General features: G+C 66.9%; 23 protein-coding genes. 3 read left to right on the top strand and 20 right to left on the bottom strand.

Annotation, left to right across the window (positions count from 1 at the left end; all coding sequences use genetic code 11):
* Positions 1-86: 86 nt before the first annotated feature.
* The 4 genes from IEX71_RS13695 to IEX71_RS13680 all read right to left on the bottom strand — a co-directional run bounded on the left by IEX71_RS13695 (position 87) and on the right by IEX71_RS13680 (position 4,722).
* Positions 87-1,175, bottom strand: coding sequence for a fatty acid desaturase family protein (locus IEX71_RS13695; protein WP_188837597.1), 1,089 nt, complete (start codon positions 1,173-1,175; stop codon positions 87-89).
* Between the two features lie 180 nt (positions 1,176-1,355).
* Positions 1,356-3,473: a catalase gene (locus tag IEX71_RS13690; RefSeq protein ID WP_188837596.1), complete on the bottom strand. Its 2,118-nt coding sequence runs from the start codon at positions 3,471-3,473 to the stop codon at positions 1,356-1,358.
* 136 nt (positions 3,474-3,609) lie between these two features.
* On the bottom strand, positions 3,610-3,783 hold the full coding sequence (locus IEX71_RS13685; protein ID WP_188837595.1) for a hypothetical protein: 174 nt from the start codon (positions 3,781-3,783) through the stop codon (positions 3,610-3,612).
* Positions 3,784-3,918: 135 nt separating this feature from the next.
* Positions 3,919-4,722, bottom strand: a complete 804-nt coding sequence (locus IEX71_RS13680; RefSeq protein ID WP_188837594.1) for a SigB/SigF/SigG family RNA polymerase sigma factor — start codon at positions 4,720-4,722, stop codon at positions 3,919-3,921.
* A gap of 326 nt (positions 4,723-5,048) precedes the next feature.
* Between IEX71_RS13680 and IEX71_RS13675 the strand changes: the two genes are divergently transcribed.
* The gene (locus tag IEX71_RS13675; RefSeq protein ID WP_188837593.1) at positions 5,049-5,321 is read left to right on the top strand and encodes a DUF7218 family protein; all 273 of its coding nucleotides are present in this window, start codon (positions 5,049-5,051) and stop codon (positions 5,319-5,321) included.
* Positions 5,322-5,875: 554 nt separating this feature from the next.
* Positions 5,876-6,229 (top strand): hypothetical protein, encoded by a 354-nt coding sequence (locus tag IEX71_RS13670; RefSeq protein WP_188837592.1) that lies wholly within the window; start codon positions 5,876-5,878, stop codon positions 6,227-6,229.
* Between the two features lie 35 nt (positions 6,230-6,264).
* Here the strand turns inward: IEX71_RS13670 and IEX71_RS13665 are convergent, their stop codons facing one another.
* Complete coding sequence (locus IEX71_RS13665) at positions 6,265-9,195, bottom strand: FAD-binding and (Fe-S)-binding domain-containing protein (protein ID WP_229749720.1); 2,931 nt, start codon at positions 9,193-9,195, stop codon at positions 6,265-6,267.
* Between the two features lie 159 nt (positions 9,196-9,354).
* On the opposite strand from IEX71_RS13665, the gene IEX71_RS13660 reads away from it, so the two are divergent.
* The gene (locus IEX71_RS13660; protein WP_188837591.1) at positions 9,355-9,867 is read left to right on the top strand and encodes a hemerythrin domain-containing protein; all 513 of its coding nucleotides are present in this window, start codon (positions 9,355-9,357) and stop codon (positions 9,865-9,867) included.
* Positions 9,868-9,921: 54 nt separating this feature from the next.
* Here IEX71_RS13660 and IEX71_RS13655 read toward each other — a convergent pair whose 3' ends face one another.
* The 15 genes from IEX71_RS13655 to pqqC all read right to left on the bottom strand — a co-directional run bounded on the left by IEX71_RS13655 (position 9,922) and on the right by pqqC (position 24,301).
* Positions 9,922-10,524, bottom strand: a complete 603-nt coding sequence (locus IEX71_RS13655) for a DUF1989 domain-containing protein (protein ID WP_188837590.1) — start codon at positions 10,522-10,524, stop codon at positions 9,922-9,924.
* Positions 10,524-11,267, bottom strand: a complete 744-nt coding sequence (gntA, locus tag IEX71_RS13650; protein ID WP_188837589.1) for a guanitoxin biosynthesis heme-dependent pre-guanitoxin N-hydroxylase GntA — start codon at positions 11,265-11,267, stop codon at positions 10,524-10,526. The genes IEX71_RS13655 and gntA overlap by 1 nt, the downstream gene beginning before the upstream one ends.
* 66 nt (positions 11,268-11,333) lie before the next feature.
* Positions 11,334-12,458, bottom strand: coding sequence for an enolase C-terminal domain-like protein (locus tag IEX71_RS13645; RefSeq protein ID WP_188837588.1), 1,125 nt, complete (start codon positions 12,456-12,458; stop codon positions 11,334-11,336).
* Positions 12,451-14,265 (bottom strand): thiamine pyrophosphate-requiring protein, encoded by a 1,815-nt coding sequence (locus tag IEX71_RS13640; RefSeq protein WP_188837587.1) that lies wholly within the window; start codon positions 14,263-14,265, stop codon positions 12,451-12,453. Before IEX71_RS13640 ends, IEX71_RS13645 begins: the two co-directional genes overlap by 8 nt.
* A gap of 59 nt (positions 14,266-14,324) precedes the next feature.
* Positions 14,325-16,043 carry a GMC family oxidoreductase gene (locus tag IEX71_RS13635; RefSeq protein WP_188837586.1) on the bottom strand — a complete coding sequence of 573 codons (1,719 nt, stop codon included), beginning with the start codon at positions 16,041-16,043 and terminating at the stop codon, positions 14,325-14,327.
* Positions 16,040-16,852, bottom strand: a complete 813-nt coding sequence (locus IEX71_RS13630; RefSeq protein WP_188837585.1) for a gluconate 2-dehydrogenase subunit 3 family protein — start codon at positions 16,850-16,852, stop codon at positions 16,040-16,042. The genes IEX71_RS13635 and IEX71_RS13630 overlap by 4 nt, the downstream gene beginning before the upstream one ends.
* Complete coding sequence (locus IEX71_RS13625; RefSeq protein ID WP_188837584.1) at positions 16,852-17,322, bottom strand: hypothetical protein; 471 nt, start codon at positions 17,320-17,322, stop codon at positions 16,852-16,854. The genes IEX71_RS13630 and IEX71_RS13625 overlap by 1 nt, the downstream gene beginning before the upstream one ends.
* Position 17,323: 1 nt before the next feature.
* On the bottom strand, positions 17,324-17,683 hold the full coding sequence (locus tag IEX71_RS13620) for a hypothetical protein (RefSeq protein WP_188837583.1): 360 nt from the start codon (positions 17,681-17,683) through the stop codon (positions 17,324-17,326).
* Positions 17,683-18,708 (bottom strand): SDR family oxidoreductase, encoded by a 1,026-nt coding sequence (locus tag IEX71_RS13615; protein WP_188837582.1) that lies wholly within the window; start codon positions 18,706-18,708, stop codon positions 17,683-17,685. Before IEX71_RS13615 ends, IEX71_RS13620 begins: the two co-directional genes overlap by 1 nt.
* The gene (locus IEX71_RS13610) at positions 18,705-20,468 is read right to left on the bottom strand and encodes a glycoside hydrolase family 15 protein (protein WP_229749719.1); all 1,764 of its coding nucleotides are present in this window, start codon (positions 20,466-20,468) and stop codon (positions 18,705-18,707) included. Before IEX71_RS13610 ends, IEX71_RS13615 begins: the two co-directional genes overlap by 4 nt.
* Positions 20,469-20,588: 120 nt before the next feature.
* Positions 20,589-21,302, bottom strand: coding sequence for a hypothetical protein (locus IEX71_RS13605; protein WP_188837581.1), 714 nt, complete (start codon positions 21,300-21,302; stop codon positions 20,589-20,591).
* 347 nt (positions 21,303-21,649) lie between these two features.
* Positions 21,650-22,192, bottom strand: coding sequence for a manganese efflux pump MntP (locus IEX71_RS13600; RefSeq protein WP_188837580.1), 543 nt, complete (start codon positions 22,190-22,192; stop codon positions 21,650-21,652).
* Between the two features lie 10 nt (positions 22,193-22,202).
* Positions 22,203-23,351, bottom strand: coding sequence for a pyrroloquinoline quinone biosynthesis protein PqqE (pqqE, locus tag IEX71_RS13595; RefSeq protein ID WP_188837579.1), 1,149 nt, complete (start codon positions 23,349-23,351; stop codon positions 22,203-22,205).
* A complete protein-coding gene (gene pqqD / locus IEX71_RS13590; protein WP_188837578.1) occupies positions 23,344-23,622 on the bottom strand; it encodes a pyrroloquinoline quinone biosynthesis peptide chaperone PqqD in 279 nt (92 codons plus the stop codon). Before pqqD ends, pqqE begins: the two co-directional genes overlap by 8 nt.
* Positions 23,609-24,301 carry a pyrroloquinoline-quinone synthase PqqC gene (pqqC, locus tag IEX71_RS13585; RefSeq protein WP_188837577.1) on the bottom strand — a complete coding sequence of 231 codons (693 nt, stop codon included), beginning with the start codon at positions 24,299-24,301 and terminating at the stop codon, positions 23,609-23,611. The genes pqqD and pqqC overlap by 14 nt, the downstream gene beginning before the upstream one ends.
* Positions 24,302-24,325 lie beyond the last annotated feature (24 nt).

Genomic DNA, 24,325 nt, shown 5'->3' with positions numbered 1-24,325 from the left:
GTCTCCTGATGCGTCTGGTGATCGACTTGATCCCTACCCCGTGCGTACCCGATCAAACGCGACGCCGCAGCCTCATCGACGGGGTTCTATTCGCGGTACCTGCGCACCAGAGGGCACTCGAACGGGTCACGAGCACCGATGCCGACCTGGTTGAGGTAACGGATCACCAGCCCGTAGGACTGCCACAGCGTCTTCTGCGTGTACGTCACGCCGTGCTTGGCGCAGTGCGCCCGGACCAGCGGCTGGACGCGCCGCAGGTTGGGTCGCGGCATGCTCGGAAAGAGGTGGTGCTCGATCTGCTGGTTCAGCCCGCCCATCGCGAAGTCGACCAGCGGCCCGCCCACGATGTTGCGCGACATCAGCACCTGCCGACGCAGGAAGTCGACCTTCATGTCGCGCGGCACCAACGGCATACCCTTGTGATTCGGGGCGAACGAGCCACCCAGCAGGACACCGAAGAGCACCATGTGCAGCCCGAAGAACGCGGCGGCCTTGCCCGGGGGCAACAGCAGCAGCAGCGCTATCGGATAGACCGCCAGTCGCACCCCGATGAGGGACGCCTCCACCCAGCGCTGCTGCAGGGGCTGCCTGCTGGTCACTGTCTGGACGCTGCGCAGTTGCAGGTTCAGCCCCTCCAAGGTCAGCAGCGGGAAGAACAGCCAGCCCTGCCGGCGGGCGAACGCCGCGCCAGCCCCGTGCCGTGCCCGCGCCAGGTCCGGGGTGAACGCGACGGCACCCGACGCGATGTCCGGATCGATGCCCTCCTGGTTGGGGGCCGCGTGATGCATGCTGTGCTTCTTGTCCCACCAGCCGTAGCTCATCCCAAGGAACAGGCCGCTGAGCACCCGGCTGGTCCACTCGTTCCATTGCCAGGACCGGAAGATCTGGCGATGCGCGCCATCATGTCCCAGGAAGCCGATCTGAGCGGAGATGACGGCAAGCACGCCCGCGACGACCAGCTGCCACCACGAGTCGCCGACGATGACGACCGCCACCCACACCGCAGCGAAAGCCACGACCACGCCGACGATCCGCGACCAGTACCAACCGTAACGACGGTCGAGCAGGTCGGTCTCTTTGACCTGTCGGGACAGCTCGGTGAACGAGCTGACATACCGGACAGACGCGGATGGTCTGTCGGGATTAGCAGACTGCCGGGCGGTGATGCTGCTCATGAGGGCCCTCCAACGCCGTGATGATCGCTGTCAGGGTCCGGGACAGCCACTGGTGCGTGCTGTAGTACCCGCTGGTGCCGTCTTCAACCCCCGCGACGAGACAACGTCGATGCGTTCACCGAAAGTTGTTGCAATGCATCAATTTTCGGAACACCCGTCAAGGCGTCCACCTCAGCGCAATCACTCAGCGGTGAACCGCTGCCACACCCGGTGCTGCTCGAGATCGTGTAGCAGACCCTGCACCACCTCGGCTGCATTGCCGACGTGAACACCGGGCGCGCCGGCCGCGACGCCAGCCGTTGGCAGCACGTCGAGCCCGCCGCCGATCGCTCCGATCGACTTCGAGTGACGCCAGAACTCCCCCACGAGCTTCTCCACCCGTGGGTCGACGGTGCGGTCCGGCGCGTCGTCATACCCCGCCTTGGTGTCCAGATTCGGATCCGCGTCCTCGCCCGGTGCCGCCGCGGTCAACACGATGATCGCGTCGAATTCGATGGACGCCGCCGTCAGGTAGGTGCGTTGCGCGTCCACCCCCGCGACCTGGCCACCATGCGGTGCGACGGGCACCGGCAGCACTCCGGCAGCGAGCAACTTGCTGCGCACCTGTTTGACAGGGCGGGTGCCGCTCGCCGAGTCGACGACGAGCGCAACCCGACGCCCGGCCACCGGCCAGGACTCACCGACTTGGCTCAGCGCGGGGCTCACCTCGACATCGGTGGCAGGTGGCACGGTCGACTCCGGCACGGGAATGCCCAATGCGGCGGCGACCCGCTCGGCGAGCTCGTCGTCGATGTTCGCCAGGTGGCCGAGCTGACGCTCCTTGACCGCCTGCTCGAAGCACTTGCCCAGCTCGAACGAATAGGCCTGGGCGACATGCTCGCGTTCGACCGGCGTCAGAGATCGATAGAACAGCGTGGCCTGGCTGAAGTGGTCGTCGAAGCTTGCGGACTGTTCGCGCACCGTGTGGCTCGCGGCGACCTCTTCGGGTACGTCGATGAAAGCGGCGGATGTGTCGTCCGCCATGAACGGACAGCCGGCATCCAGCGAGTTCGGGTGGTATGGCGCGGCGCCGCCCTGGTCGCCGCTCTGATGCGAGCCGTCCCGCAGCATGTCATTTACCGGTGCATGCGTGCGGTTGATCGGGATCTGCTCGAAGTTGGGACCGGCGAGCCGGGTCAGCTGGGTGTCGATGTAGGAGAACAACCTGGCCTGCAGCAACGGGTCGTTCGTGACGTCGATGCCGCGCACCAGATGTCCGGGGTGGAATGCCACCTGCTCGGTCTCGGCGAAGTAGTTGACCGGGTTCGCATCCAGGGTCATCGTGCCGACGATCTGCACCGGCGCCAACTCCTCGGGGACGAACTTGGTCGGATCCAACAGGTCGATGCCGTCGAACATCTGGTCCTCTGTGTCGGGGAAGACCTGGACGCCGAGGTCCCAACTCGGGAACGCGCCCGACTCGATAGCATCCGCAAGGTCCCGTCGGAGGTAGTCCGGGTCGTTCCCTGCGGCCAGCTGTGCCTCCTCCCAGGTCAGCGAGTGCACGCCGGAGGCAGGCTTCCAGTGCCACTTGACCAGAGAGGTCGCACCATCGGCGTTCACCAGCCGGAAGGTGTGCACCCCGAAGCCCTCCATCATCCGGTAGGAGCGAGGGATGCCACGGTCCGACATCTGCCACATCGTGTGCGCCTGCGCCTCGGTGCGCAGCGAGACGAAGTCCCAGAAGCCGTCGTGCGCGCTCTGGGCCTGCGGAATCTCGTTGCTGGGGTTGGGCTTCACCGCATGGACGAGATCGGGGAACTTGATGCCGTCCTGGATGAAGAACACGGCCATGTTGTTGCCGACGAGGTCGAAGATGCCTTCCTCGGTGTAGAACTTCGTCGCGAAACCGCGGGTGTCGCGCGCGGTGTCCATGGAGCCGCGGGAGCCGACGACGTTGGAGAACCGCAGGAAGACCGGCGTCTGCGCACCGGACCGCAGGAACGCGGCGCAGGTCAGCCTCTCCGCGGCACCGTTGGCCTCGAAGTGGCCGTGCGCCGCAGCGCCGCGTGCGTGCACCACCCGCTCCGGTATCCGCTCGTGGTCGAAGTGGGTGATCTTCTCCCGCAGATGGTGGTCCCGCAACAGGATCGGGCCGCGCGGCCCCGCCTTGAGCGAGATGTCGGTCTCCCGTAGACGTGTGCCTCCCGCCGTCGTGAGGTACTCCCCGTGCTGGGCGGCATACGTCGGCCCGACGTCGAGCGGGATCCCGGTCGGCGATGTGGGCGCGGGCCCGTGCTGGTCGGCCTTGGGCGGCAACGGCTCCCGCGGAGTCGTGGGCTCTTCGAGCGGCGCCGGCTCGGCACCCGGCCGGCCCCGGTGCCTCCACCCGAACCTTGTTAGGGCCGGACTTGGCGGTGTTCATGGCAGTCTTCTTCGCGCTCACGACATACCCCTACTCGCGCAATGCCCGGATCTGCTCCACGACGAGACGTTCCTCGTCGATGAGGTGCTGCAGGTCCGGATTCACTGCGGCACTGGAGTCCCCCGCAGCGACGACCGGAACGGTGCGGGCAGCATCCTCGAGTTCGGCGAGTCGCACGATGAGCGAGCGGAAATCATCAGCCATCAGAAAACCTCCACGTATGAAATCGGTCGTCAGTTCGTCTCCATTGCAAGTGTCCGGTCCCACCGTCACCGACGGAGGGCCCAGGGAAGACAGGCAGCCGCACCCCTGGGAGGATCCCCACGGGTTGCCGCAGGGTCACGATGCCGCGCTGATGTCGTCGTGCTTGGCCGCGATGGCACGACGCAACCGGAGCAGGATGTCGGAGAGCAGACGCGACACCTGCATCTGACTCACTCCGATCCGTTGGCCGATCTGCCGCTGGGTGAGGTTGTCGACGAAACGCAACCGCACGATGAGTCGCTCTCGCGACTTCAGGTTGCGCAGCAACGGGCGAAGCGTTTCGAAATCATCGACGCGATCGAGATCGGTGGCGGTCTCGCCCAACGTGTCGGACAAGGTCGTGCCACCGTCGTGATCGAGCGGTGCGTCCATCGACCGCGCGACATACTGGCCGTCGACTCCCCGCGCTTGCCCCACATCTCGCACACTCAGACCCAGGGAAGCGGCGACTTCGGCAGCGGTCGGATCCCGGCCGAGCTCTTGCGCCAAGCGCTCGGCGCTGGAGCGAACGGCGAGGCAATGTTCCTGAAGCTGACGTGGCGGGCGCACCGCCCAGCCGTGGTCGCGGAAGTGCCGTTTCAGCTCTCCGGTGATGGTTGGCACCGCGAACGCCAAGAAGCCCGAGCCCTGCTCCGGGTCGTATCGACGCACCGCCTGGACGAGACCCAGCAGCGCCACCTGTTCCAGATCCTGACGCTCCAGGCCGCGGTGGTCGTAACGGTGTGCGATGGAGGTTGCCAGCGCGAAGTGGTCGAGCACCACCTCGTGACGTAACCGCGCCGCTGACGCACGGTTGGCGTGTTGCGCCTTGCGAAGCAGGTGGTCCGCGCGTTCGCGCTGTTCCTGAGCCGACCTGCTGAGAGTTCCTGTGTGCGGCATGGCAATTCTCTTCCAGCGAGAAACCACACCGACCACTCTTCTTGAGCCGGCACGTTGAAACCACACTGACACGATGCACGGGTTTCGGCAAGGCCACCCACTTGATGTTCGGTGAATTGTATTGGACCACAACGGCATTCGCCTGGATATCAATTGCTGAACAGTCGGTAAAGTAGCCCAACTTCCACCCATTCGGCCGGCCACTCTCGCCCTGCACCACGTCGTGGTACCCCCACGCCGGCCGAACCAAGGGTTGTGCGTAAGTTCTGCCGGAATGGGTAGAAGCCGAAGGCACGATCAGAACACCATTACCGGAGGTGACTCACATGCCCGGCAAGAAGACGCCCGGCCCGTCGGTGAAGGACGACGAGCTCTACGAAGAGTTGCGCGACGAGGGCGACAGCAAGGAGAAATCGGCGCGCATCGCGAATGCAGCGGCCAATTCCTCGCGATCGAGCGTCGGCCACAAGGGCGGCAAGCACTCGTCGTACGAGGACTGGACGAAGAAGGATCTGCAGGAGCGTGCCGCAGAACTCGGTATCGAGGGCCGCTCGTCCATGAGTAAGGACGACCTGGTCGACGCCCTCCGGAACCACTGACTCGGACCGGGGCAACGACCGACCCGGGTGGATGAGTGCGCACTGTCGAGGACGGTGCCATCACACACTCAGTCCTCCCCGTCCTTGAGTCGGGGGATGATCACCGACCCGTAGAAGTCGATCATCGAGCGATAGTGCGGTCCCATGTTCGCGATCGTCACGGTGTCGTATCCCGCGTCGAGGTAGGGCAGTCGAATCCGGCCTCCGCTGCGGCCCAGGCCTGATCGACACGTTCGTGTGGGGCGTACTCCTCGCACGACAGAAAGTAGCCGGTTCGCATCTCAGTTCCTCCAACCTCGTTGCTAACGTTGGATACCCGCGCCCGACGTGCACAACGCCGAGCCGCTCACGCCGCGCCGACCACCCACTCACGGGTGATGCGCCTCCCCTACCCACTTCCCGCGACGCTGAAGCGATCGCACTGGGCGACCACTGCGGGGAAGTCTTCCTTCTCCTCACTCCACACCGGGTCCGTGCCCGCTCACCAGTTGATTCGGCCAGAGCTGCCCGGGGTAGAACCAGAGCCCCACCGAAAGCTGACGAAAGGTCCGGTCATGACCGACAATCCGACGGAAGCCACCGGCCACCCTGCAGCGCAGATCGCGCTCTCCGCTGACCTCACGGAACAGCTGGGCCGGTCCGCTGGCGACTACGCCGAAGCGCTGTGGTCGGTCGCACAGCAGGGAGACGCCGATGCTGACGAGATGGCGGCGTCGATCAGAGCGGTCAACCAACGATTCGGAGTTGACTCTCCCGACGTAGTGATCGACCGATGGCAGGAGATCTTCCGCAACTCCGGTGGCTTTCTGACGATCATCAGCGAGGAGCACGTGCTGGCCGGAGCACTCTCCGACACCGACGCACTCGAGGATCCGCACGCATCGACCAACCCGAGCGTCGATCAGTAGGCCGGGACGACCTCGGCTGTGGCCGGAGCACAGCTTCATTCGTTGTGTGGCATCCGTGATATCAGTCCCTCCGCCAAGAGCTCCGCCAGGTGCACCGGGTGCTTCCCCGAGTCGTCGAACTCGGCGATCTGGGTGCGGCAGCTGAAACCGTCGGCGAGCACCGCGACGGAGTCCTCCGCATCCCGCAACGCGGGGAGCAGTCGATCCTCGGCGCACGCGCGACTCACCTCGAGGTGGCCCGCCTCGAACCCGAAATTGCCTGCCAGGCCGCAGCATCCGCCGATGCTGTGCGCCTCGACACCGGCATTCGCCAGCAGGGCGCGGTCGGCATCCCACCCACCGTCGGCGTGCTGGTGACAGTGCACTTGGACCAGCGCTTCGTGCACTCCCACGTCGGGTGGCGACCAGCCGTCCGTGTGCTCCTGGAGCAGTTCGGCGAATCCCACGGTGTTCTGGGCCAGCCGCCGCACATCGAGGTCGTCGGGCAGCAGGCGAGGTGCATCCGAGCGCAACATCGCCGCGCAACTGGGCTCGAGCCCGACCACGGGCCAGCCCTCGTGCAGAGCCGGCGCGAGCGCCCGAACGGTACGGCGCAGCACGCGGCGAGCGACATCCAGCTGTCCGGTCGACGTCCAGGTCAGAGCGCAGCACACCGCTTCACGCGGCAGCTGCACCTCGTAACCGGCACCTTCCAGCACCGTGATGGCGGCCCGGCCCACCTGCGGGTCGAAGTGGTTGGTGAAGGTGTCCGGCCAGAGCAGGACCGTGCGGCGTTCCCCGCTCCCCCGCGCGGTCCGCTCGCTCCACCACTCCTGCAGAGTCTGCGCCGCGAACTTCGGCACCTGCCGATTCTCGACCCCCGCGAGCTTGGCGCCGGCCATGCGGACGGCCGGAATACCAGTCAGTCGGTTGACGATCCGAGCACTTCGGCTTGCAGCGACCGATCGCGCGGCCATCGGCAGCCAGCCGAGCGTGTAGTGCGCGCGCGGACGCAGGCGGTGCCGATGGTGGTGGTGCAGGAACTCGGCCTTGTAGGTCGCCATGTCGACGTTGACCGGACAGTCGCTGGCGCAGCCTTTGCAGGACAGGCACAGGTCCAAGGCGCCCTTGACCGCGTCGGAGCGCCAGCCGTCGGTGATCGGACCATCGCCGTGCCCGTTCATCATCTCGAACAGCAGTCGTGCGCGCCCCCGGGTCGAGTGGGCCTCCTCACGCGTAGCCCGGTATGACGGGCACATCACGTCGTCCGCCTTGGGCTCCGGTGCGCGACAGAGACCGACGCCGACACAACGGTTCGCCGCGTGCACGAAACCGCCGTCCTCGGGGTAGTCGAAGGTAATCGGCCCTTTGACGTGCGGGGACCACGAGGCGCCCAGCCGGAGGTTCTCGTCGAGCCCTGCGGGCGCGACGAGCTTTCCCGGATTCATCAGGTTCTCGGGGTCGAACGTCGTCTTGAGTTCGACGAACGCCGCCATGATGCGGTCGCCGAACATCTTCGGCAGCAGTTCGCCCCGGGACTGACCGTCCCCGTGCTCCCCCGACAACGACCCGCCGTACCCGACGACCAGATCGGCGGCCTGCTCCATGAATTGACGATATGCGCGGACGCCGTCGACGTCGGTGAGCCGGAACGGGATTCGGGTATGGATGCAGCCCTGGCCGAAATGACCGTAGATGCTCGGCACCGCATCGTCGGCGTAACCGAACTCCTGGCACAGCGCCTCGAAGTCACGCAGGTAGTCACCCAGCTTCGTCGGCGCGACTGCGGCATCCTCCCATCCGGCCCACGCGTCGGGTTCGCCCGGAACGTGCGCGCTCGCACCGAGTCCGGCCTCCCGGACGGCCCACAGGTCGTCCTCCATGGCGGGATCCGTCACCAGCGCCACGTCCGGGTCCTCCGGCAACCGGCCCTGCCCGCGCAGCATGGCGTGCGCCGCCCGGTCCGCATCCTGCCCGTGGGGTGCACCGAACTGCACCATCAGGAAGGCGTTCCCCTCCGGCATGTCACCACGGGCATCCTGCAGGAGGTGTTCGATCTGCTCGTCGTGGATCAGGCGCTCCCCGAAACCTTCCAGGGCGATCGGGTCGTACCGCAGGAGCGCCGGCACGGCGTCGGCGGCGGCCGCGACCGAGTCGTAGCCGAGCACGACCAGGGTGCGTTCGGGAAGCACTGGGACAAGGTCCAACTCGGCACGTAACACGGTGACGAGGGTGGACTCGCTGCCGACGAGGGAGCGTGCAACGTCGAACCCGTACTCCGGCAGCAGGGAGTCGAGGTTGTAGCCCGACACCCGGCGTGGGATGTCGGGGAAGCGATCACGGATGTCGTCGGCATACTCGTCGCGCAGGTGGCGCAGTGACCGGTAGATCGTGGCTCGCCGGTCCCCGTGCCGCTCGATCTCGGCATACTCCTCGTCAGTGGTCCGCCCGCACCAGAATCGTGTTTCGTCGGCGAGCAGGACTTCGAGGCGCGAGACGTTGTCGACGACCTTGCCGGTGCGTTGCGCGGTTGCGCCACACGAGTTGTTGCCGATCATCCCGCCGATCGTGCAGTTGGGGTGCGTGGCCGGCTCCGGACCGAATCGCAAGGAAAGCGGAGCGAGTTCGCGGTTGAGGTCGTCCAGGACGATGCCCGGCTCGACCACACACCTCCGCTCGGCGGGATCGACCTCGAGCAACCGATGACAGCGCTTGGCCCAGTCGATCATGACTGCGCGGTTCGTCCCCTGCCCCGCGAGACTCGTGCCGCCGCCACGGGACACGACAGGTGCGTGGTTTCGGTGACACACCTCGACTGCACTGGCGCCGGCCTCGATCGTGCGCGGGACGACGACCGCGATCGGCACCTGCCGGAAGTTCGACGCATCGGTCGCATACGCGGCGCGGCTGCCCGCGTCGAAGCGGACCTCACCGTCCACCTCGGCGAGGAGATCCTGCTCGAGCGTGTCAGCCTGCTGATCGTCCATCATGTCCACCTACCCACGCTGTGGCCATCCAACTCAGCTGCTGTTTCAGCCATTCGCGGACGGGTAGGCGAATCATGGTCACTCGCTGCCGAGAGTCCGCGACGAGACGCCAGCCGACCGGTCCCGGACGGTCAGACACACAATTGGGAAGGACCCCTCATGTCGCACACCGAAATGAACACCGCGCAGGATCTGGTGACATATCTGACCGATCAGCATCAGCAGGTCAAGGACCTGATGCCGAAGGTGCTGGACCTCGCCGACGACCAACGGCGGGAAGCGTTCACCCGAGTGCGGCGGATGCTGGCCGTGCACGAAGCCCTCGAACAGAGCACGGTCCACCTGCTGGCGACGACCGAAGTGAGTCCTGAGGAAGCAGCGGCGCGGGTGCAGGAAGAGACCGCGGCGGAGTCCGCGATCTCCGAGCTCGAAAGCGGTGATGCGATGTCCCCCGATTTCGAGGCCGAATATCGGGCGTTGTGCTCGGACGTCGTCGACCACGCGGAGCATGAGGAGAAGGAGGAGTTCGGGCAGCTGACGGGTGACCTGACCGACCAGGCCAGGGCGAAGGTCGAACTCGCGGAGCAACTGCAGGCGGGGACCGGGCTCATGGGTGAGTCCTTCAAGGACATGTTCGCCAGCGCGCACGAGCAGTTGCGCCAACTCGAGTGAACCAGGGCGCGAACATGCCTGCCGTCATCGCTCGAGTCTCATCTCGCGCGAATCTCATTCAGTGGCGGGCGATTCCGGGATGACCTCGACATCGATCGGCTTGCACTCACCGCCGTTCGACTTCTCCGCCGAACAGGCCGTGACCCCGACCAGCAGGTCCATCTCCGCGCGTACGACGAACCTGTCCCCGGCACCGGAGATCGGCGGATCGATGTGCATGGTGCCGTCCGCCTCGAACCAGACGTTCATGAAGATGTTGAAGGTCGTCGAGATGGTTCCAGGCTCGACGCCGAGAGGACCGAGGGCCGCACAGAGGTTGTCGAAGCAGCTCGGGTGGGGCGCACCGCCGAATTCGGGATACAACAGGTCGAACGTCGCCTGGCTGCAGGGCGTCAGCAGGAAATCGTGCTTGCCGCAGGTGTCCTGCTCGATCGTCAGCATCGGGCGACTGAGGTTGCTGTAGAGCGTGTCGCCGGTCGAGAAGTACATCGTGTTCCCGTAGTCGATGGTCCGCCCATTGCTCAACCAGTCGTCTCCCCCGTCGCCGGCAACACAGAACAGGTCACTCACCTGTCCGCCGGTCGGGTCCACGACGACGAGGCGATCGCCGGTCCGGAGCCGTAGGCCCACGCCGGTCTGCGGTGGTATTCGCTGCATCACTGGCCCTGCCCGTCCTGTCGCGTGTCGCCGAAGTCGGCCTGTGGGGTCCATTCCGCATTGACCGCCCGCCCGGAGTACTGGCGCGCCTCGGAGGCGTCACCGAAGTCTTCCACCATCGGGTTCGGGCAGCCCTGGAGTTCGCTGTCTCGGCTCCGGATGCGCTCGCGCATCCGATCGAATCCGCCGTGTGCGCGCAAGTTCTGGAACTGCTCGTGCAGGTTGAAGACGAGCGTGGGCCACGGGGCTCGCCGGGCGACCCGCGAGGCATCCGGGTGCAGTCCCACGACGAAGTAGGCGGTCCCCGCAGCGCTGAAGGAGAAATGCGGATCGACGGGGTCGTCAGACACTTCCCTGCTCCACGGTGCGCTGTCGGCCTCCACGATGCTCTGCAGCTGCTGCCACAGGAGCTGCTCGAAACTCTCCTCGTCCGTGCGTTCGGGTCGCCGAAAGATGACGACGAATGACGCGAATCCTTCGTCGACGTCGGTGTCCGCCGCGAACCGCCTCAGACCGTCCAGCAGGCGGGGCGCCGCATCGCGGGACCCGAGGCGCGGCAGCACGAGGACCGATGCACGATGCCGGTTGACCACCGAGCGTGCGCCGAGGCACGGGTAATCGGGGTGCTGGATCATCGAGCGGAACGTTTCGGCAAGCACCTCGTCGTCGGCATCGTGAGGTGGCCGTTGCGCCCACGTGTCCTCCGGTCCGTCGCCGACGCTGCCCCCAGGTGCAGCGACCATGCCTCTCCTCGTGTCCATTCCACGGGAGTACCCACCGGCCGCCGTTCGATGCACGCCGTTCGACAGTCAGCCCGTCCGGTACGGCGCGATGTCCGATTCACGCACCGTGATGCCGAGCCCGGGCCGACCCCGGTCCGGCACGAGCACACCGTGCGAATCCGGTTGCAGCACACCGTCGAACGCGAGTTGCTCGATGCGCGTGTGGTCGTGGAAGTACTCCAGGTGCCGCAGGTGCCAGATCGCCGTGCCGACGTGCGCGCTGACCTGCGGAGCGCAGTGCAGCGACAGGTCCATGCTGCGCGCATCGGCGAGTGCGGCGACCCGCAGGATCCCGCTGACCCCGAGACATCGGGTGGCGTCGGCCTGCAGGCAATCGACCGCGCCCGCGTCCAGCATCTGCTGGAAGTAGGGCAGGTGGTAGCCGTACTCCCCTGCGGTCACGTCCATTCCGGCCGGTCCGCGGTCGCGGATCAGGCGCAGGCCCGCCAGGTCGTCGGAGCTGACCGGCTCCTCGAACCAGCGCACGTCATACGCCGCGAAGCGCTCCGCCCAGGCCAGCGCCTGCTTGCGCTGATAGGCGCCATTCGCGTCGACATACAACTCCACGTCCGGGCCGATCGTGTTGCGGGCCAGCGAGACCCGATGTTCATCGCGTTCGGGGTCACGCCCCACCTTGATCTTGACCCGCGGGATGCCGGCCTCCACCCAGCCGGTCAGTTGCTCGGTGAGCTGCTCGTCGTCGTATGACGTGAATCCGCCGCTGCCGTAGACCGGCACTCCTGAGTGCACCGCGCCCGCCGCGACCGACAGGGACTGTCCGATCAGGGTGGCGTAGAGGTCCCACAGGGCGATGTCGACGGCGGCGATGGCCTGCGCGGCGATGCCGGGCTTGCCGAGGTTGCGGACCTGGTGCTGCATCGCGGCCCACGAAGCGGACGGCGTGAGCGCGTCCCGGCCCCGCACGACGTCGGCCAGCGTCTCGGTGACCACCGTCGCAACCGCCTGCCTCGCATAGGTGTAACCGATCCCGAGCCGGCCGTCGGCGTGGGCACGGACGATGATCATCGTGGTGGCCTCCCAGGCCAGCGTTCCGTCGGATTCCGGTGCGTCCGTGGGGAATCGGTAGATCGCAGCCTCGATCCGTTGCACCGGGACGCTGCCCCGGACAGCGTGGACCGAACTCTCAGCCATCGTCCCGCCCGAGCGCGTTCTTGACGCCCGCCTTCAGCTCGGCACCCATGGCCTTCATCGAGTCGCGGATGACCGACGCCTCTGCGGGGTCGCCCTTGCGCATCGCGGCCAGGAAGCCCTTGGCCTCCTGCAGCGATATGTGCGCCGGCAACGGCGGCACGTTCGGATCGGTGTGCACATCGAGCACCACCGGACGGTCCGCGGCAAAGGCGGCGTCCCACGCGCCGGCCACGTCCTCCGGTCGCTCGACGGTGATCCCCTCCAGTCCCAGCAGCTTCGCGTAACCGGCGTAATCGATCCGCTCGACCAACTGGGAGGTGTCGTAACGTGGATCGCCGGCCTCGCGCATCTCCCACGAAACCTGATTGAGGTCACCGTTGTTCGACACCAGGACGATGAACTGCGGGTTCTCCCATGACTTCCAGTGCCGCTTGACCGTGATCAGCTCGTTCATGCCGAGCATCTGGAACGCGCCGTCGCCGATCGTGCAGACGACCGGGCGGTCCGGATGGGCGAACTTGGCGGAGACGGCATACGGCATGGCAGCGAGCATGGAGGCGAGCATTCCGGACAGGTTGCCACTGGCCTTGCGGCCGAGCTTGATGTGGTGGCCATACCAGTCCGCCGTTGACCCGGCGTCCGCGGTGACGATCACGTCGGACGGCAGCCGCTTGTTGAGCTCGTGGTAGACGGAGCGCGGGTTGATCGGGTCCGCCTCGGTCCCGGCCTCCTCGGTCAGCACCTGCTCCCAGTCCTGCATGCCCCCGACGACCTTCTCCTGCCACGACCGGTCCTCCTGGCGGTGCAGCAACGGCAGGAGTGCGGTCATCGTCGCCTTCGCGTCGCCGGCCAGATTGACCTCCATCGGGTAGCGCAGGCTGAGATGCCCCGCCGCCAGGTCGATCTGCACCCCGCGCGCCTGTCCGGTCTCGGGCAGGAACTCGGCATACGGGTAGTTGCTGCCGATCATCAGCAACGTGTCGCAGTCCTGCATCATGTCGTAACTGGGCTTCGAACCGAGGAGGCCGAGCTGTTGCGTGTGATAGGGCAGATCGCCTGGTATGACGTCCTTTCCGAGCAGCGCGGTGATGACTCCGGCACCCAGTTGCTCGGCGATCGCAATGACCTCGTCGGTCGCGCCGCGCGCGCCCTGTCCGACGATCATCGCGACCTTGCTGCCGGCGTTGAGCACGTCGGCCGCACGCTGCAACTCCTCGTGCTCCGGGGTGAGCACCGTGGACGCGTATCCGACACCGGTACGCGCCACCCAGTGCTCCATCGCCGGCTCCTCCATCGGCAGGTTCTGCACGTCGGCCGGCAGGATCACCACCGTGGGACACCGCTCGGCGGCCGCGATGCGCACGGCACGGTCGACCACGAGTTGCGCCTGCATCGGGGTGACGACGGTCTGCACGTAACCGGCGACGTCCTGGTAGACCCGCTCCAGGTCGACCTGCTGTTGGGTGTCGCTCCCGAAGGCCGCCCGGCCCTGCTGTCCGACGATGGCCACCACCGGCTGGTTGTCCATCTTCGCGTCGTACAGACCATTGAGCAGATGTATGGCGCCCGGCCCGGACGTGGCGATGCAGACGCCGACGTCGCCGGTGAATTTGGCGTGCGCACACGCCATGAAGGCAGCGATCTCCTCGTGGGTGGGGCGAATGTAGCGGAACGCCTTGTCATCCCGCTCACCTCGCTCCAGGGCGCCGTCGAAACCGCCGATCCCGTCGCCCGGGAAACCGTAGAACTGGTGCAGATCCCACTCGATGAGTCGGTCGATGACGAAGTCACTGACGGTGTCGCTCATGCTGTATCTCCTTAACTTGCAGTGCAATCGGGCAAGAATTCACGCGCTCGGGCAGGTTGTCACCCGACCGGCTGTCGCGCACGGAAAGGCCCCGCCCGCTGCTCGGGATCGTCGGACATGGCCGACCCGTCCGCCATCCGCTCGGCGAGGCGGGATGCCAGCGCCATGATCGTCAGCGCCGGGTTGGCCGACCCTTGGGTGGGGCAGACCGACCCGTCGGCGAGGAAGAGGTTGGGCACCGCCCAGGACCGCTGGTTGGCGTCCACCACGCTGGTCCCGGGTGAGCTGCCCATCCGTGCCCCGCCGATCAGGTGCGCATAGCGGTGGATGGTCAAGACGTCCTGGGCGCCGCCGGCCTTCAGGATGTCGGTAATCACCTTGGTCGAGTAGGCCTCGTTGGCCTTGTCGTTCTCGGTGAGCGAATAGTCCATCCGCGCCACCGGTAGGCCGTAGGCGTCGACCTCGTCGGCGAGCGTGATGCGGTTGTCCGGGTGGGCGAGCAACTCGTTGAGCACACCCACGGTCGCCCAGTGGTTGTAGTCGCGCATGTATTCGCGCATGGCACGACCCCAGTGACCGTCGGCGAGCACGTGCTCGGCCCAACCGATCGGCAGTGGGGAGACCGTCTGGATCGAGAAGCCGCGTGCGAACCCGCGAGAGGTGTCGGTCTCGTAGTAGTCCTCGCTGGAGACCTGCGGTGGCGGCGCTTTGTACATTCGCAGCTCCTCCGGCCATCGACCTGCGGTCTGGGTGGCACCCTGCACCATCACGTAGCGACCGACCACGTCGTGGTCGTTGCACAGTCCGTGCGGGAAACGCGCGGATGTCGACGCCAGCAAGAGGCGCGGTGTCTCGATCGAATACCCCGCAACGGCAACGAATTTCGCCCGCTGCAGCCGCTCGGCTCCTCCGGGTTCGGACAGGTAGACCACGCCGCGAGCGCGCCCGGACTCGTCCAGCTCGATCCGCGCCGCCATACAGTCCGAGCGGATCTCGACACTGTGCGCCAACGCATCCGGCAGGTGCGTGACGAGCGGGCTTGCCTTGGCGTTGACCTTGCAACCCTGTAGGCAATAGCCACGGTAGATGCAGTGCGGCCGGTTGCCGAAGGTGCCGTTGACGATGCCCACCGGTCCCACTCGCATCCCGATGCCGAGCTGCTCGGCACCTCGCCATACGACGTTGGCGGCCTCGGACACCGGGTGCGGGCTGAACGGATAGCTGTGCGGGTGACCCCACGGCCAGTTCTGCCCGGAGACGGGCAGCTCCCGTTCCACCCGTTCGTAGTGCGGCAACAGGTCCTCGTAACGGATCGGCCAGTCGGCACCGACACCGTCGCGAGTGAACGTCTCCAGGTCCGACGGGTGGAAGCGCGGGGTGTAACCGGCGTAGTGCACCATCGAGCCGCCGACACCGTGGCCGGAGTTGTTCTTGCCCAACTCGATCGGGTCCGCTCCCCCGATGATCCGCTTGCCCGTCCAGTAGAGACCGTGCGAGCCGGCTTCGTCGGAGACCCAGTCCTTGTCCGGGTCCCAGAACGGTCCGGCCTCGATCACCACGATGCGCCAGCCCTTGCGGGCCAGGCGCTGCGCGAGCACCGACCCGCCGGCACCGGCGCCGACGATCGCCAGGTCGACCTCGTCATCGTCGTCGTACTGCTGCATCGTCTGCCGGCCCGGCAGAGCACGCGAGTGCACGTCGAGCAGGAAACGGGAATCGTTGTCGGCCGGGCCGATCGACCCCTTGGCGGCGTTGCGCAGGCGATCCTTGATGCTCATCCGGGAAACTCCTCGGACTCGCGGCGCACTGTGCCTACCGGGTCCTCCTGAGTGGCGCCGCGGCTCTCGGACGGTTCAGTGGTGTTCAGGGCCCCGGTGCGCATGTACCCGCGGGGATAGGCGGGGCCGCCGAAGCCGATCTCGTTCCACGCCCAGGGGTGGGAGTAGAAGCCGGAGAGTATGGCGCGCATGCACACCGACCACGCGCGGCTGACGTTGAGCTCGTTCCAGGAACCGCCGCTCAGTCGTCCCGCGGCGAAATCGCGGACGAGCTGCTCCTGCTCGTCGAGCCGGCACTGTCCGAACCCGGTCCGGAACCGCTCGTGCGCGGACTCGTCCAGGCCGGCCAGCACCAGGTGCCAGGTGTCGCGGTCGTCCGGCATGTCGGCGTACTGGAAGCCGTCCAGCTTGCCGTCCGCGAGTTTCGCGTCCACGGACTCGGCCACCGGGACCCGCGGGTCCTCGTCCTGCCCGGTGGTGACGTCGCAGAACGCGCGCAGGGTGGCTTCCTCCGATGGTTCGAAGAAGCGCAGTGGACCGGGCGGGTCGAGCCGTGCCAGGACGACACCGCGGGTCATCTCGTCCCATGTGTCGGCATTCTCCAGCACGTCATAGTCCGGGTAGCGCCCGATCATCTGCGGGGTGATCCCCCGCCGCTGCCGCGGCAACCACGAGGGACGCGGCGGCGCCCCATCCGCACGCAGGTGCGGCAGGTGCTCGCCCTTGTCCTTGTCGATCGGGCCCTTGTCGATCGGGTCCTTGTCGATCGGGTCCTTGTCGATCGCGTTGTCGTCGCTCCTGCTCGGCATCACTTCTCCCGCCGCAGGATCGCCGCGAGGATCCCCATCCCGCCAACGACGCACATCAGCCCCGGCGCGGCGATGGGCGGCCCCATCGGCACGTTGTATGACGCGTTCTTCCAGCCGCCCGGCTTGCGCGAGACGCCGCGGGCGTGGAAGTACTCCCCCGCCAAACCGTTCAGCGTGTATGCCGCCGCCGTGACCGGCAGTGCCGTCTTGGCCCACTTCTTGCTGAACACCCCGGCGACGCCGGCGACCACGACCGGCGGCGTCACCAGGACTGGTGACCACATCCACTTGTTGCCGAACCCGGCCTTGTAGTGCTCGAGGTAGATCTCGGCCGTGGTCACCAGTGCGGCCATCGCGGTGAGCCCGGACAGCGACTGCTCAAAACGGCCGTGCTCGACATTCGCCACGGCTCGGTCGATCAGGTGGACGACCCCACTGGATTGCGCGGAACCCATTCGGAACAACGACATTTCATACCTCCATCAGCAAAACGGTGGTCAGCCGGTGCGGCCGGTCGGTGCGACGCACCAGCAGGTCGCCGACCGCGAAGAGGAACGCGACAGCCGCGGATGCCGACGCCTGGCGACGATGGCTGGGCCAGATGGCGATCGCCAGCATGGAGACTCCGTGCAGCGCATCGATCGCTGCCGCGGCGGTGTAGCCCGTGGCGGTGTCCGACCGGGCCAGGCCCGATGCGCCGCGCGCCCAGGTTTCGGCGCCGGCTTGGAGCAGCATCCGCCCGCCCTGCAGCCGGTCGAGCAGGGACTGCCGGCACGCCAGTGTGAGACCGCATGCTGCTCTCGCGCCGGTCAGGGCGACTTCGGCACGCATCAGCGCAACCGCCGCCGTAGGGTCACTGTCAGGCCGACCATCCCGGCGCCGGCAGCGGCCGCAGCGACGGCAAGTCCGACGTGGTTGTGCGAGGCGGTCAATTGGTAGCAGGTGTCCGTTGCCTGCTCATCGAACGGGCCGTGGGTGCCGTAGTCGCGGTCCTGGTCGGCCGGACTGAAGAGGTTGTCCGGCTGATCAGGCTCGCGCCGCTGGTCGGTCTGCTGTGAGGAGAAACCGGTGCGCCCGAGATAGCGGTCGAGAATGCCGGGGACTACTGCGTTGGCCAGCAGCGTCCCGACGGTGCTGCCGCCGACCCAGTATTCGCGACGGCGTGGATGCTCGGCGGCATACACGACGGCACGACCGGGGATCTCGGGCTGATAGATCGGCGGCACCGGTTGCGCGTCGTCGGGCAGCCGGGAACGCACCCAGGTGAACTGCGGGGTGTTGGTGCCCGGCATCTGCACCATCGTCGTGTGCACGCTGGACTTCTCGTGCAGCAACTCGCAACGCAGTGCCTCGTTGAAGCCCTGGATGGCGTGCTTGCCGCCGCAGTATGCCGATTGCAGCGGTATGCCGCGATAGGCCAGCGCGGAGCCGACCTGCACGATGGTGCCGCGATCCCGTGGCCGGAACCTGCGCAGTGCGGTCATCGTGCCGTAGACGAACCCGAGGTAGGTGACCTTGGTGACCCGCTCGAACTCCGCCGGCTCGATCTCCCAGACCGGTGCGAAGACCGAGGTGAACGCGACGTTGACCCAAACGTCGATCTCGCCGAACTGCGCCTCGACCTGCACCGCTGCCCGCTCGATCTGGTCGTGTTCGGCCACGTCGGTGGACACCGTCATCGCCTGACCGCCGGCGCCTCGGACTTCCTGTGCCGCGCCCTGCAGGCCGGCGTCTCCGCGAGCCAGTAGTGCTACCCGGTCCCCGCGCGCCCCGAAGGCGATCGCGGCAGCCCGGCCGATCCCTGCGCTCGCACCGGTGACGACCACGGTCTGCGGGCGTTGCTGTTTCTTGGTCATGAGGTGCCTCCTGCGGGTCGCGTCAGTGCGTGTGCTGTTTCGAGGGTGAGTGCGTGCACGAACGCCTGTGGAAAGTTGCCGCGCAACTGCCGCTGTTCGACGTCGAACTCCTCGGTGAAGAGGCCGGGCGAGCCGCAGGCGGAACGGCTGCGCTCGAACCAGCGCACGGCCGCCAGCGCGTCGCCCTGCTGCTGAGCAGCCAGCGCCATCAGCTGGCCACACAGCAGGAACGAGCCTTCGGCCTCCTGCAACGGCCCGGCGTCCTGGCGGAAGCGGTAGACGTAGCCGTCCTGGCTGAGGTCCGCCTGCACCGCGTTGTATGTCGCGACGCTGCGCGGGTCGTCGGGGGGCACGCCGCCTCGGATCGCAGGCAGCAGCAAGGCGGCGTCGACGCGGTCGTCGTCCGGAGCCCGTTTCCACCGGCCGCCGGCGGTGACGCAGTCTGACGCCGCGCTGGCCACAATCGTGTCGGCCAGCCCGACCCAGCCCGCCGCCTCCTGCCGGGGGGCGTAGCGGGCGATCCGTCGCAGCCCGGACGCGCACATCAGCCGGGAGTGCGCCCAGTGCTTGGGATCCAGCTCCCAGATGCCGTTGTCCGGCTCGGTCCAGGTGTGCTCGATCGCGGTCACCAATGCCTGTACGGCGTCCCAGTGCTGCACGTCCAGGTGGTCGTGTCGTGCAGCGCTGGCCAGCAGTAGCAGCGCCTCGCCACAGGCATCCAGCTGGTATTGGTCATTGACCCAGTTGCCGGTCTTGGCGACGCCGCCCGGATAGCCGGGCAGGTCCAGGTCGTGCTCCTCCGGCAGGTTCAACCCGTCGATCCGGTAGGCAGGTCGCAGCTTGTCACCGTCGGCGAGGACACGCTCGGAGACGAACTGCACAGCCGAGTCCAGCAACGGCAGGGGCCCGACCGAACCGACCGCCTGTCCGGCATAACACTGGTCGCGGATCCACGCGTAGCGGTAGTCGTAGTTGCGCCCGGCATCCGCGCGTTCCGGCAGTCCTGTTGTGGCGGCCGCGACCATCGCTCCGGACGAACTGGTCATGCCACGGAGCACGGCATACGACAACTCCGCATCCCGTGGCGCCAGACTGGTGCTCATTTCCGACACGTCTTTTGCCCAGGCATGCTCGGTTGCCACCCACGCAGCCTGCGCCCGCACCGGATGGTCGGCCAGGTCTGCGCCGATCTCCAACACCAGATCGTGGCGCTGGCCCGGCTCGAGTTCGATCTCCTGGATGAGACTGCCGTCGCGCACCGCGGCCAGCGAGGCCCCGCTCCAGCGGAACCGTTGATCCCCCGAATGCCCTTCCCACACATCGTGATCCAGCCGGACGTCGCACATTGGTTCCTTGCCGAAACCGGCCCGCACGTCGAGAGCAAGTCGCACCCGGGCGTGGCCGCTCACGGCACGAACCTGCCGCAACAGCACGGCGCAGCCAGGATCGCCGGGGTGTGCCAACGCTTCCCGGCATTCAATGATGGCATCGGTCGTCACCCATCGGCTGTGCCAGATCAGCGACCGTGGCTCGTAGCTGCCGCCCCACACCATGTTGGGGTCCGTCGGCGTCACGGAGTAGACCCCAGGGCCGCCGATCAACGCGGAGAAGACGGCATCGTCGTGCCACTGCGGGGCGCACATCCACACCACGTCTCCGTGTGGACCGATCACCGCCCCACGCTCGCCGTCCGCCAGCAGGGCATATTCGCGCAGGACATGCGGAGGAAGCTGCACATCGGGCACGTTCCACGTGGCCACGCCCTGTCATCCCATCTGTCGACGATCGCCGCTCGCTGTCAGCGGGCTGCTGCGAGTGCCGTACCCGCAGATGGTCGTCCTCAACCGTGCCGGCGCCGCACCAGGGACCCAGTGCGCCGGTCAGCCCCCACCGAGCGACCCGACCGCGCGGGCGATGACCAGCAGCGAAGTCAGCAGGGCTGCGGTCGCCTCGACACCCATCAGCACCTTGGCGCGACTGGCGAGCGGCATCGTGTCGGTCGGACTGAACGCACTCGAATTCGTCAACGACAGGTACAGGTAATCGACGAAGGTCGGAATCCAGCCGGAGCGGCCACTCGCGGTGATCGCCACCTCGACGACGGCGTCATCGTTTTCGTCCTGGGAGAAGCGCCAGTCGGCCGCCGGCAGTTCATCCCGGTCCCGACTCCGACGCGACACCGGCCCGCCGCGGTCCAATTCCCAGAACAACAGCGCGAACCCGATCACATTGGTCAACCACACCTGCATCGCCGCGACCAGCAACGGCCCTCCGGGAGTCTTCGCTGCGACAAGCGCGCGGATCAGCATGCCCAACGCGACGAGATTGGTTGCGATGACCAGGGCCGCCAGCGCCATGGATACGCCGCGTGACCACCGGGACTCCCGGGTCATACGCACCGGGTTGGTGACCACCAACGCGATCAACAGCACAACTTCCACGCCCGGTATGGCGAACCGGGGCGCCACCAGCAACGACTCCGGCAAGAACCCGTACGTCACTGCCGCGACCACCACCGCAGCCGCTGGTGGAAGTCGATGCTCCCCATCGCCGGATCGACGCCGGACCCGCTCGTGCCCCGACGAATCCGCCACGTCGCCGCCCTCCTTCAACTCGTCATGAAGAAGGGTTACCCCCGGCCGCGATGCGGGAAACCGCGCTGTCCGTCCCCCTACCTCATCCGTGCTCGTGCGTGTCGCAGGCGCAGTACATGAACCCGCACGCGAAGCAGGCCGGCATGCCCTTGCACTGATGGCATCCTCCGCAGTCCACCGGCTCCGTGTGCCGCGCGGCGTCTTCTGCGTTGTAGGGCTGCCCGCAGCGCGGGCACGGCGGGCGCAGGGCAGCAACGCCCGGTCCTTGGTCGACGGAATCGTTCATGGCTCCAACCTTTCGTCAGTCACGGTGGGCTCGGCCCGGGCACGATCAAGCCGGTCGGTCATCAGAAGTCACCGATCCCGACCACAACCATCCCAGCCATCAACACGAACGCGAGCCCGGACAGCAGATCCGTGCGCAGCCCCGGTACGAAGTTGGCGACCGCCCGGCCCACCTGGTGACCGGCGAGCGACAGCACGAAGGTCGTGAACGCGAAGACGAAGGGCGCGACCCAGGGCGAGTAGCCGGCGAGCCCGATCGCCGCGCCACCGACCACGTTGTCGATGCTGAGCGGGATCGGCAGCCACCGACGCGCCGTCTTCAGGTCCGGGTCGGCACACTCCGATTCGCGACACGCCTTGACGATGATGAAGAAGCCGTAGAGCGCGAGGCCGACCGCCGCGATGGTGTCCGCTGTCTCGGAGATCTGGGTGCTCAGATATGCGCCGATCAACATGCCGATCAGGGGCGCGATCCCGTCCCACATCGCGAAGATCAACGAGGTCTTCGCCGACTCCCGAAGGTTCGGCTTCAGCCCGCCGAGCACAACCGAGGTTCGAAAGTTGTCCATGCCCAGGCCGAAGCCGAGCGCAATCAGGGCGAACACGGTGCTCCTTTCAGAGGGAAGTCGGTGCAGATGTCTCCGCTGTCGTCAGCGGCACCGTCACCGTGCGCGGCTGCAGCCGGCGCGGGTGAGGGCGAGGAGTCAACGTTGCGCCGCTCGGTCGCGCCGGGTCGTTCGCTTCCGCCACGACCGTCTCGACCAGCCCGTGGTCCGGTGACAGGTGACAGACCGGGTCGGTGCGACTGGCATCGCCGGTGAGTGCGAACGCCTGGCAACGGCAGCCGCCGAAATCGAGCTCCTTCCGGTCGCAGCTCTGGCACGGCTCCGGCATCCAGTCCGTGCCGCGGTATTCGTTGAAGAGCGGGGAGTCCTGCCAGATCCAGGCAACCGAGTGCTCGCGGACGTTGGCCTTCGGCAGCGGCAGCGATTGCGCGGCCGGGCACGGCAGGGCATCACCGTTCGGTGTGACGGTGAATTGTCGGCTGGCCCACCCGTCCATGCAGGGCTTGGGATAGCGGCTGTAGTAATCCGGTATGACGTAGATGATCTCCATCCGGTCCCCGACCCGCTCTCGAGCCTCTCGGACGACCTCCTCCGCGTGGCGCAACTGCTCCCGGCTCGGCATCAGCCCGCTCCGGTTGAGGCCCGCCCAGCCGTAGTACTGCGTGTTCGCGAGCTCGATCCGGTCGGCGCCCATGTCCTCCGCCATCTCCAGGATGCCGGCGATGTGGTCGAGGTTCTGCTGGTGCAGCACGACGTTCAAGGTGATCGGCCAGCCGAGCCGACGCACGAGGTTAGCTGCCTCGCGCTTGCGTTCGAAGGAGCGGACGCCGGCGATCTGGTCGGACAGGTTCTGCTGGTCGGCCTGAATGCTGATCTGGACGTGGTCGAGTCCAGCCTCCCGCAGCTGCTCGGCCCGGCGTTCGGACAGGCCGATGGCGCTGGTGATCAGATTTGTGTAGAGGCCCAGGTCGCTCGCCGTCTGCACCAGCTCGACGATGTCGCGACGCTGCAACGGCTCACCACCGGACAGGTGCAGCTGCAAGACACCGAGTTCTGCGGCCTCGGTGATGACGCGCTGCCACTCCTGCGTCGTCAGCTCCTCGCGGTACTCGTCCAGCGCCAACGGATTCGAGCAGTAGGCACACTGCAACGGGCAGGCGTAAGTGAGTTCGGCGAGCAACCCATAAGGGCTATCCATCAGTGACCTCCACACAGTGCTTGGCCTTCAGTTCATCCAGCAGGTGCCGTACATCGTCCTCGGACACCTCGTCGTACCGCGCGCGCAGCTCGGTAACGATCTCTTCGACGGAGCGCGTTCCGTCGCACAACTCCAACACCGCCGTCGCCGTCTCGTTGACGACCACGATCCGCTCCGGTGAGAGCAGCACGTGCTGGCCGCGCGCGGCGTCATACCTCATCCGGACGTGGGGGGCGATCCGCGGGACGATCATCGGCTCAACGATTGCCATAGGCCTGGTCGATCGCATCGAGCATGCTCCACAGCACGTCGCACTTGAAGGACAGGGCCGCGAACGCGGCTGCTTGAGTCTCGGCGGTCACGCAGTGTTTCCGGACGATCTCCAGGCCGTGCTCGGAGTCCCGTGGTGCCTGCGTGAGTCGGGATCGGAAATACGCCAGCGCCGCCGGATCGATCCAGGTGTAGTACCGCTCGAAGGCTGCGAGGCGGTTTGCCATCAGGTCGGGCGCGAACAGTTCGGTCAACGATGAGGCGACGGACTCGACCCATGGCTTGGTCCGGGTGAAGGTGACGTACGCGTCGACCGCGAAACGGACACCTGGCTGGATGTGTCGCTGGTCCTCCATCTCCGGGCGGGTCAGGCTGGCGCCCTCCCCGAGCCGAAGCCACGACTCGATCCCGCCGTTGCCCTCGGCAGTCCCGTCGTGATCGATGACGCGCTGGACCCAACGCCGGCGTACCTCGCGGTCCGGGCAATTGCTCAGGATCGCGCCGTCCTTGCGCGGGATGTTGACCTGGTAGTAGAAGCGGTTGGCGATCCACCCACGAATCTCGTCCTGCGTGGATTCGCCGTCATTCATCCGCTGGTGGAAGGGATGCTCGGAGTGGTAGCGCTTGGCGTGCTCGCGCAGTCCGGCCTCGAATTCATCAGGCGTCAGTACCTCGGTCATCGTTTCCTTCCTTCCAGGGAGACA

Source organism: Flexivirga endophytica (assembly GCF_014640635.1).
GTDB classification, from domain to species: domain Bacteria; phylum Actinomycetota; class Actinomycetes; order Actinomycetales; family Dermatophilaceae; genus Flexivirga; species Flexivirga endophytica.
This window is presented reverse-complemented; position numbering and strand designations above follow the sequence as displayed.

What these genes read in the sequence shown, in the direction of transcription:
- IEX71_RS13625 (WP_188837584.1), bottom strand. Translation starts at nt 17,322, where the DNA reads ATGTCGTTGTTCCGAATGGGTTCCGCGCAATCCAGTGGGGTCGTCCAC.
- pqqD (WP_188837578.1), bottom strand. Translation starts at nt 23,622, where the DNA reads ATGGCAATCGTTGAGCCGATGATCGTCCCGCGGATCGCCCCCCACGTC.
- IEX71_RS13620 (WP_188837583.1), bottom strand. Translation starts at nt 17,683, where the DNA reads ATGCGTGCCGAAGTCGCCCTGACCGGCGCGAGAGCAGCATGCGGTCTC.
- IEX71_RS13645 (WP_188837588.1), bottom strand. Translation starts at nt 12,458, where the DNA reads ATGGCTGAGAGTTCGGTCCACGCTGTCCGGGGCAGCGTCCCGGTGCAA.
- IEX71_RS13655 (WP_188837590.1), bottom strand. Translation starts at nt 10,524, where the DNA reads ATGCAGCGAATACCACCGCAGACCGGCGTGGGCCTACGGCTCCGGACC.
- IEX71_RS13635 (WP_188837586.1), bottom strand. Translation starts at nt 16,043, where the DNA reads ATGAGCATCAAGGATCGCCTGCGCAACGCCGCCAAGGGGTCGATCGGC.
- IEX71_RS13670 (WP_188837592.1), top strand. Translation starts at nt 5,876, where the DNA reads ATGACCGACAATCCGACGGAAGCCACCGGCCACCCTGCAGCGCAGATC.
- gntA (WP_188837589.1), bottom strand. Translation starts at nt 11,267, where the DNA reads ATGGTCGCTGCACCTGGGGGCAGCGTCGGCGACGGACCGGAGGACACG.
- IEX71_RS13695 (WP_188837597.1), bottom strand. Translation starts at nt 1,175, where the DNA reads ATGAGCAGCATCACCGCCCGGCAGTCTGCTAATCCCGACAGACCATCC.
- IEX71_RS13680 (WP_188837594.1), bottom strand. Translation starts at nt 4,722, where the DNA reads ATGCCGCACACAGGAACTCTCAGCAGGTCGGCTCAGGAACAGCGCGAA.
- IEX71_RS13685 (WP_188837595.1), bottom strand. Translation starts at nt 3,783, where the DNA reads ATGGCTGATGATTTCCGCTCGCTCATCGTGCGACTCGCCGAACTCGAG.
- IEX71_RS13640 (WP_188837587.1), bottom strand. Translation starts at nt 14,265, where the DNA reads ATGAGCGACACCGTCAGTGACTTCGTCATCGACCGACTCATCGAGTGG.
- pqqE (WP_188837579.1), bottom strand. Translation starts at nt 23,351, where the DNA reads ATGGATAGCCCTTATGGGTTGCTCGCCGAACTCACTTACGCCTGCCCG.
- IEX71_RS13675 (WP_188837593.1), top strand. Translation starts at nt 5,049, where the DNA reads ATGCCCGGCAAGAAGACGCCCGGCCCGTCGGTGAAGGACGACGAGCTC.
- IEX71_RS13665 (WP_229749720.1), bottom strand. Translation starts at nt 9,195, where the DNA reads ATGGACGATCAGCAGGCTGACACGCTCGAGCAGGATCTCCTCGCCGAG.
- pqqC (WP_188837577.1), bottom strand. Translation starts at nt 24,301, where the DNA reads ATGACCGAGGTACTGACGCCTGATGAATTCGAGGCCGGACTGCGCGAG.
- IEX71_RS13630 (WP_188837585.1), bottom strand. Translation starts at nt 16,852, where the DNA reads ATGCCGAGCAGGAGCGACGACAACGCGATCGACAAGGACCCGATCGAC.
- IEX71_RS13660 (WP_188837591.1), top strand. Translation starts at nt 9,355, where the DNA reads ATGTCGCACACCGAAATGAACACCGCGCAGGATCTGGTGACATATCTG.
- IEX71_RS13615 (WP_188837582.1), bottom strand. Translation starts at nt 18,708, where the DNA reads ATGACCAAGAAACAGCAACGCCCGCAGACCGTGGTCGTCACCGGTGCG.